At 69.6% G+C, this 6,678-nt stretch carries 3 protein-coding genes; 2 read left to right on the top strand and 1 reads right to left on the bottom strand.

The features are described from left to right. On the top strand, positions 1-2,486 hold a 2,486-nt coding region (locus Q8M82_RS13860; RefSeq protein ID WP_305691925.1), incomplete at its 5' end, for an alpha-2-macroglobulin family protein. Between the two features lie 89 nt (positions 2,487-2,575). Then, positions 2,576-4,666 (top strand): penicillin-binding protein 1C, encoded by a 2,091-nt coding sequence (gene pbpC / locus Q8M82_RS13855; protein ID WP_305691924.1) that lies wholly within the window; start codon positions 2,576-2,578, stop codon positions 4,664-4,666. Between the two features lie 125 nt (positions 4,667-4,791). On the opposite strand, the gene Q8M82_RS13850 is transcribed toward pbpC, so the two are convergent. Beyond that, positions 4,792-6,678, bottom strand: a 1,887-nt coding sequence (locus tag Q8M82_RS13850) for an efflux RND transporter permease subunit (protein ID WP_305691923.1), incomplete at its 5' end; no start/stop codon positions are given.

The raw sequence follows: 6,678 nt of genomic DNA, 5'->3' as shown, positions 1-6,678 counted from the left end.
TGCCCGCCGGGGGCGCCACCGCCTCGATCCCGGTCAAGGCGGAATGGGGCGCGAGCGCCTATCTCGTCGTGCTGGCGCACCGGCCGATGGATGCCGCCGCCCAGCGCCTGCCCGGCCGCGCCATCGGCCTGTCCTGGTTCTCCATCGGCAAGGAGAGCCGCACGCTGGCGCTCGATCTCGGCGCGCCGCTGCTCGTGCGCCCGCTCACGACCCTGTCGCTGCCAGTGAAGGTCACCGGCGCCCGGGCCGGCGAGGAGGCTTTCGTCACGGTCGCCGCCGTCGATGTCGGCATCCTCAATCTCACCCGCTTCGCAAGCCCCGATCCGAGCCAATTCTTCTTCGGCCAGCGCCAGATCGGCCACGAACTGCGCGACCTCTATGGCTATCTGATCGACGGCATGCAGGGCACGCGCGGCGCGATCCGCAGCGGCGGCGATTTTGCCCCCTCCCTCGAAGGCGAGAAGCCGACGCAGGAGCCGGTCGCCCGCTATTCCGGCGTGGTCAAGGTCGGCCCCGACGGCGTGGCGAAGGTCGATTTCGAGCTGCCGGCCTTCAACGGCTCGCTGCGCGTCATGGCTGTCGCATGGTCGGCCGGCCGCACCGGCCAGGCCAGCACTGAGGTCATCGTGCGCGACCAGGTCGTCGCGCAGGCGACGCTGCCGCGCTTCCTCGCCATCGGCGACCAGTCGCGCTTCCACCTCGCCATCGACAATGTCGAGGGCCCGGCCGGCCCCTATGTCGTCGATCTCGACATCCGCGGCCCGGTGCTGGTGCCGGCCGACGCGACGCGCCGGACGATCCAGCTCGCCGCCGGCGCCAAGAGCCAGATGACGATCCCCGTCACGGCCGCCGGCCTCGGCCGCGCCGAATTAGATGTCCGCATCTCCGGACCCGGCGGCGTCGGGACCGTGCAGAACCTGGCCGTCCGCGTGCAGCCCTCCGCCGCGACGATCGCGCGCCGCATCGTGCGCCCGATCCCCGGCAATGGCGGTGCGATCACGGTCTCGGCCGATCTCCTGGCCGATCTCGTTCCCGGCTCCGGCCAGGTCTCGGTCTCCGTCTCGCCGCTGGCTTCGCTCGACGTGCCCGCTTTGCTCAAGGCGCTCGACCGCTATCCCTATGGCTGTACCGAGCAGACGGTGAGCCGCGCCATGCCGCTGCTCCATGTCAACCGGCTCGCCTCGCTGGAACATCTGGCGCTCGACGCCAATGCCGACGAGCGGGTGCAGACCGCGATCGAGCGCGTGCTCGCCCGCCAGGGCGCCAACGGCTCCTTCGGCCTCTGGAGCGTCGGCGGCGACGATCTCTGGCTCGACGCCTTCACGGCGGACTTCCTGACGCGCGCCCGCGAGCGCCAGTTCGCGGTGCCGCAGAGCGCCTTCAACCTCGCGCTCGACCGGCTGCGCAACCAGGTCGTCAACACCGGCGAGATCGTCAAGGAGGAGGCGGCCGGCATCGCCTATGCCCTCTATGTGCTCGCCCGCAACGGCCGCCCGGTGATGGGCGACCTGCGCTATCTCGCCGACAACAAGCTCGCCGATTTCGCCACACCCATGGCCCGTGCCCAAATCGGTGCGGCGCTCTCGGCGCTCGGCGATCGCGGTCGCGGCCGCGCCGCCTTCGTCAGCGCGCTGGCCGGGCTGCAGGAGCGCAGCGACGACGGCCTGTCGCGGCCTGACTATGGCTCGCGCCTGCGCGACGGCGCCGCGGTTCTCGCGCTGATCGCGGAATCGGCCGGCGACCGGGCCGAGATCGGCCGCGCCGCCGCCATCCTCGACGGCGCCCGCAACAGCGCCCGCTACACCTCGACCCAGGAGCAGGCCTGGATGGTGCTGGCCGCCCAGGCCATGGCGAAGGACGCCGAGGGCATGACGCTGACGGTGGACGGCGCCGAGCGGAAGGGGCCGCTCTACCGCACCCTGTCCGCCGCGGCACTGGAGCAGAAGCCGCTGACGGTCGCCAACCCCGCCGCCTCCACCGCGCAGGCGGTGATCACCGTGGCGGGCATTCCGACCGGCGCCGAGCCCGCTCTCAACCAGGGCTTCGGTCTGGAGCGCGTGATCTACACGATGAAGGGCGAGAAGGCCGACCCGGCCCGTCTGCGCCAGAACGAGCGCTATGTCGTGGCCCTCACCGTCACCGAGCCGACCAGCCGCTATGGCCGTCTGCTCCTCGTCGATCCCGTCCCCGCCGGGCTGGAGATCGAGAACGCCAATCTCACCGAAGGCGCCTCGGTTGCGGGGCTCGACTGGCTGAAGCAGGAGGTCGCACCCGTCCACACTGAAGCGCGCGACGACCGCTATGTCGCCGCCTTCGAGCGCTCGGGCGGCAACGACCAGAAACTCGCCTACACGGTCGCCTATATCGCCCGCGCCGTCTCGCCCGGCCGCTACGTCGCCCCTGCCGCCGTAATCGAGGACATGTACCGCCCCGACCGCTTCGGGCGGACGGGTTTCGGGACGGTGGACATCGCCTCGGCGCGGTGATGCACAGCGATCACAAGCCGTCATTCTCAGGCGAGGCGAAGCCGAGACCCGAGAATCTCGATCAGGAGATGCTCGGGTCGAGCCCGAGCATGACGGTGGCAGGCCGAAGCTTCCGGACGCTGAAGATCGCAGCCGCATCGCTCGCCCTGCTCCTCGCCGCCGCGACCGCCTCCCTCCTCCACTACGCCGCGCCCCTTCCCCCGCTCGATCTCACGGCGGCAACCGAGCGCTCGACCGTGGTGCTCGACCGCGAGGGCAGGCTGCTGCGCCCCTTCCTGACGACGGATGGCCGCTGGAAGCTTCCGGTCGGCACCGGTGATGTCGATCCGCGCTATCTCGCCATGCTCAAGGCCTTCGAGGACAGGCGCTTCGACAGCCATGCCGGCATCGACGGGCTGGGGCTCGCCCGCGCGGCCGGCCAGATGCTGGCGAACGGCCGCATCGTCTCCGGCGGATCGACGCTGACCATGCAGGTGGCCCGCCTGCTTGAGCCTCGCGAGGAGCGCAGCCTCGGCGCCAAGCTGCGGCAGGCGGTGCGCGCCATCGAGCTGGAGCGGCGCTTCACCAAGTCGCAGATCCTCGACCTCTACCTGACGCTCGCCCCCTTCGGCGGCAATCTGGAGGGCGTAAGGGCCGCCAGCCTGGCTTACTTCGGCAAGGAGCCCAAGCGCCTCTCGACCGCCGAGGCCGCGCTGCTCGTCGCCCTGCCGCAATCGCCCGAGACGCGCCGGCCGGACCGCTTCGTCGAGTCTGCCCGCAAGGCCCGCGACCGGGTGCTGGCCCGCGTCGAGCGGGCCGGCCTCGCCACCGCCGCCGAGATCGCTGCTGCCCGGGACGAGCCCGTTCCAACGGCCCGCAAGCCCTTCCCCAACCTCGCCCCCCATGTCGCCGAGCAGGTCGTGGCCGAAGCACCGGGCGCCCGGAGCCATCGCCTGAGCCTCGATGCGCGGCTGCAGGCGACGCTGGAAGCGCTGGCCCGCGACCGCAGCCTCGGTCTGGCGCCACAGGTCTCGATCGCCATCCTCGCCGTCGACAACGACACCGGCGAGATCCGCGCCTCGGTCGGCGGCGTCGATTACTTCGCCGCCGAGCGGGCCGGCTCGCTCGACCTGACGCGGGCGCTGCGCTCGCCGGGCTCGGCCTTGAAGCCCTTCATCTACGCACTCGCCTTCGACAATGGCATCGCCCATCCCGAGACGATGCTGGAGGACCGGCCGGCGCGCTACGGGCTCTATGCCCCTGAGAATTTCGACATGACCTTCCAGGGCATGATCTCGGCCCGCAAGGCGCTCCAGCTCTCACTCAACGTGCCGGCGGTCGAGCTGCTCTCGGCGCTCGGCGCGCAGCGTTTCCTGTCTCGCCTGCGCGACGTCGGGGTTTCGGTCGCCATGCCGAAAGAGGGCGGAGCGCCTGGCCTCGCCGTCGGCCTCGGCGGTCTCGGCATCACCCTGCACGATCTGACCCGCCTCTATGTCGGGCTGGCACGCGGCGGGGATGCCCCCGGCCTGACGGTGCGGGCGGATGACGGGGGGGCGCCCTCACCGCGCCTCGTCGAGCCCGTCGCCGCCTGGTATGTCGCCGACACGCTGCTCGGCGCGCCGCCGCCCCTCAACGCCGTGCCCGGACGCATCGCCTTCAAGACCGGCACCTCCTATGGCTATCGCGACGCCTGGGCCGTCGGATTCGACCGCAAGCATACGATCGGCGTCTGGGTCGGGCGCGCCGACAACGGTGCCGTGCCCGGCCTCGTCGGGCGCGTCGTCGCGGCGCCGATCCTGTTCGACGCCTTCGCCCGGCTCGGCCTCGACCCGCGACCCTTCCCGCAGCCACGCGACAGCATCGTCGCCACGAGCACCCATTTGCCACCGCCGCTGCGCCATCTGCGTCACGACGTGCCCAAGACCGTGTCCGCGATGACGACGCCTTCGCTGAGGCTCGCCTTCCCGCCGGAGGGAGCCCGGATCGACCTCGCCGCCTCGGCCACCGACGGGCGCCTCGAACTCAACCTCAAGGTCGCGGGCGGCGCGCCGCCCTATACCTGGCTGGTCGACGGCGCGCCGGTCCTTCCGCCGACGCGACGGCGCGAAGCGATCTGGCAACCGTCGGGCAAGGGCTTCCTGCGCATTTCAGTGATCGACGGCACCGGCGCCAGCGAAAGCGTCTCGGTGCGGCTGCAGTAGCAGCCGCACGTCATGCTCGGGCTTGACCCGAGCATCTCAGGGTTCGTGAACGACCCGACCGTGCCAGCGCGCCCTAAGATTCTCGGGTCTGCGCTTCGCTTCGCCCGAGAATGACGCGGAAGCCCTTACTCAGCCGGCTGCGGATGCGCCGCCGGCGCCTCCTTCGCAACATGCTCATGCACCGAGCGCTTCTTGCTTGCGAGATAGGAATAAGCCACCGGCACGACATAAAGCGTCAGCAACGTGCCGAAGGTCATGCCGCCGACAATGACCCAGCCGATCTGGGACCGGCTTTCGGCGCCGGCCCCGGTCGCGAGCGCCAGTGGCACCGCTCCCAGCACCATCGCGCCCGTCGTCATCAGGATCGGGCGCAGACGCAGTTCGGCGGCCTCGACCAGCGCGTCGATCATCTCCTTGCCCTCCTCCCGAAGCTGGTTGGTGAACTCCAGGATCAGGATGCCGTGCTTGGTGATGAGGCCGACGAGCGTGATCAGCCCGATCTGGCTGTAGACGTTCATCGTGCCACCGGTGAAGTACAGTGCGGCCAGCGCGCCGGTCAGCGAGAGCGGCACCGACACCATGATCACGATGGGATCGATGAAGCTCTCGAACTGCGCCGCCAGCACCAGATAGATGAATCCCAGCGCCAGCAGGAAGACGATCGCGATCGAGGCGCCCGACTGCTTGAACTCGCGGCTCTGGCCGCCATAGTCGATCTGCACCGTCTTCGGCAGGACTCGGGCCGAGGCCTGCTCCAGCACCGTCAGAGCGTCACCGAGCGAATAGCCCGGCGCCGGCACCGCCGTGATGGTGGCGGAACGCAGCTGGTTGAAGCGGATCAGTTCCTTCGGCGCGACGCCTTCTTCGACCTTGACCAGGCTGGAGAGCTGGACCACGGCACCTCCGCGTCCCATCAGATAGATCGACTGCAGCGCCTGCGGCGTGTTGCGGTCCTCGCCGCCGACCTGGATGACGACGTCGTACTGTTCGCCGTTCATGTTGAAGCGGGTGACCTGCCGCCCACCCAGCAGCGTCTCCATCGTCCGACCGATCACGTCGACGCCGATCCCGAGATCCGCCGCGCGCTGCCGGTCGATCGAGACCTTGATCTGCGGCTTGTCGAGGATGAGGTTGGATTCGACATTGGTCAGGGCCGGCGAACCGGCGACCTCGGCCATCAGCGTGTCGACATACTCCTTGATCTGGACATAGGGCTCCGACGAGCGCAGCACGAACTCCACCGGTCGGCTGTTGGCGCCACCCTGGCCGAGCGAGGGCGGATTGGTGGCGAACAGCCGGATGCCGGGAATCTGCGACAGCTGCCGGTTGATCTCGACCACGATGTCCTGCTGCTTGCGTGTGCGCTCTTCCCACGGCTTCAGCCGGGCGAAGGCGATCGCACGGGTCACGTCCGGAAAGCCGACGATGACGAGGTAGGTCTGGACCTCGGGGATCTTGCTGAAGACCTCCTCGACCCGGCGCGCATACTCGGCCGTGAAGGTGATCGTCGCCCCTTCCGGCGCGACGCCGATCGCCGTGATCGTGCCGCGGTCCTCGACCGGCGCCAGTTCGGAACGCAGACCCGTGAAGAAGAAGTAGCTGGCGCCGGCAACACCCACCGCCAGGATCACGATCAGCGGACGAATGGAGAGCGCCCCCCGCAAGGACGCCCGGTAGCCGCGTGACATCGCGTCGAAGCCGCGTTCGAGCAGATTGTAGATCCGGCCATGGCTCTCGTTGTGCTTGAGCAGCTTGGCGCACATCATCGGCGTCAGCGTCAAAGCCACGAAGCCCGAGACCAGCACCGCTCCCGCCAGCGTCAGCGCGAATTCGATGAAGAGCTTGCCGGTACGACCTGTCGAGAACGCCATCGGCGCGTAGACCGCCACCAGCGTCAGCGTCATCGCCACGACCGCGAAGGCGATCTCGTTGATCCCGCGGATCGCCGCGGCATTGGACTCCATGCCGTCCTCGATATGCCGGTGAACGTTCTCCAGCACGACGATCGCATC

The organism is Allobosea sp., assembly GCF_030694325.1.
GTDB lineage: Bacteria > Pseudomonadota > Alphaproteobacteria > Rhizobiales > Beijerinckiaceae > Allobosea.
This window is presented reverse-complemented; position numbering and strand designations above follow the sequence as displayed.

What these genes read in the sequence shown, in the direction of transcription:
- pbpC (WP_305691924.1), top strand. Translation starts at nt 2,576, where the DNA reads ATGACGGTGGCAGGCCGAAGCTTCCGGACGCTGAAGATCGCAGCCGCA.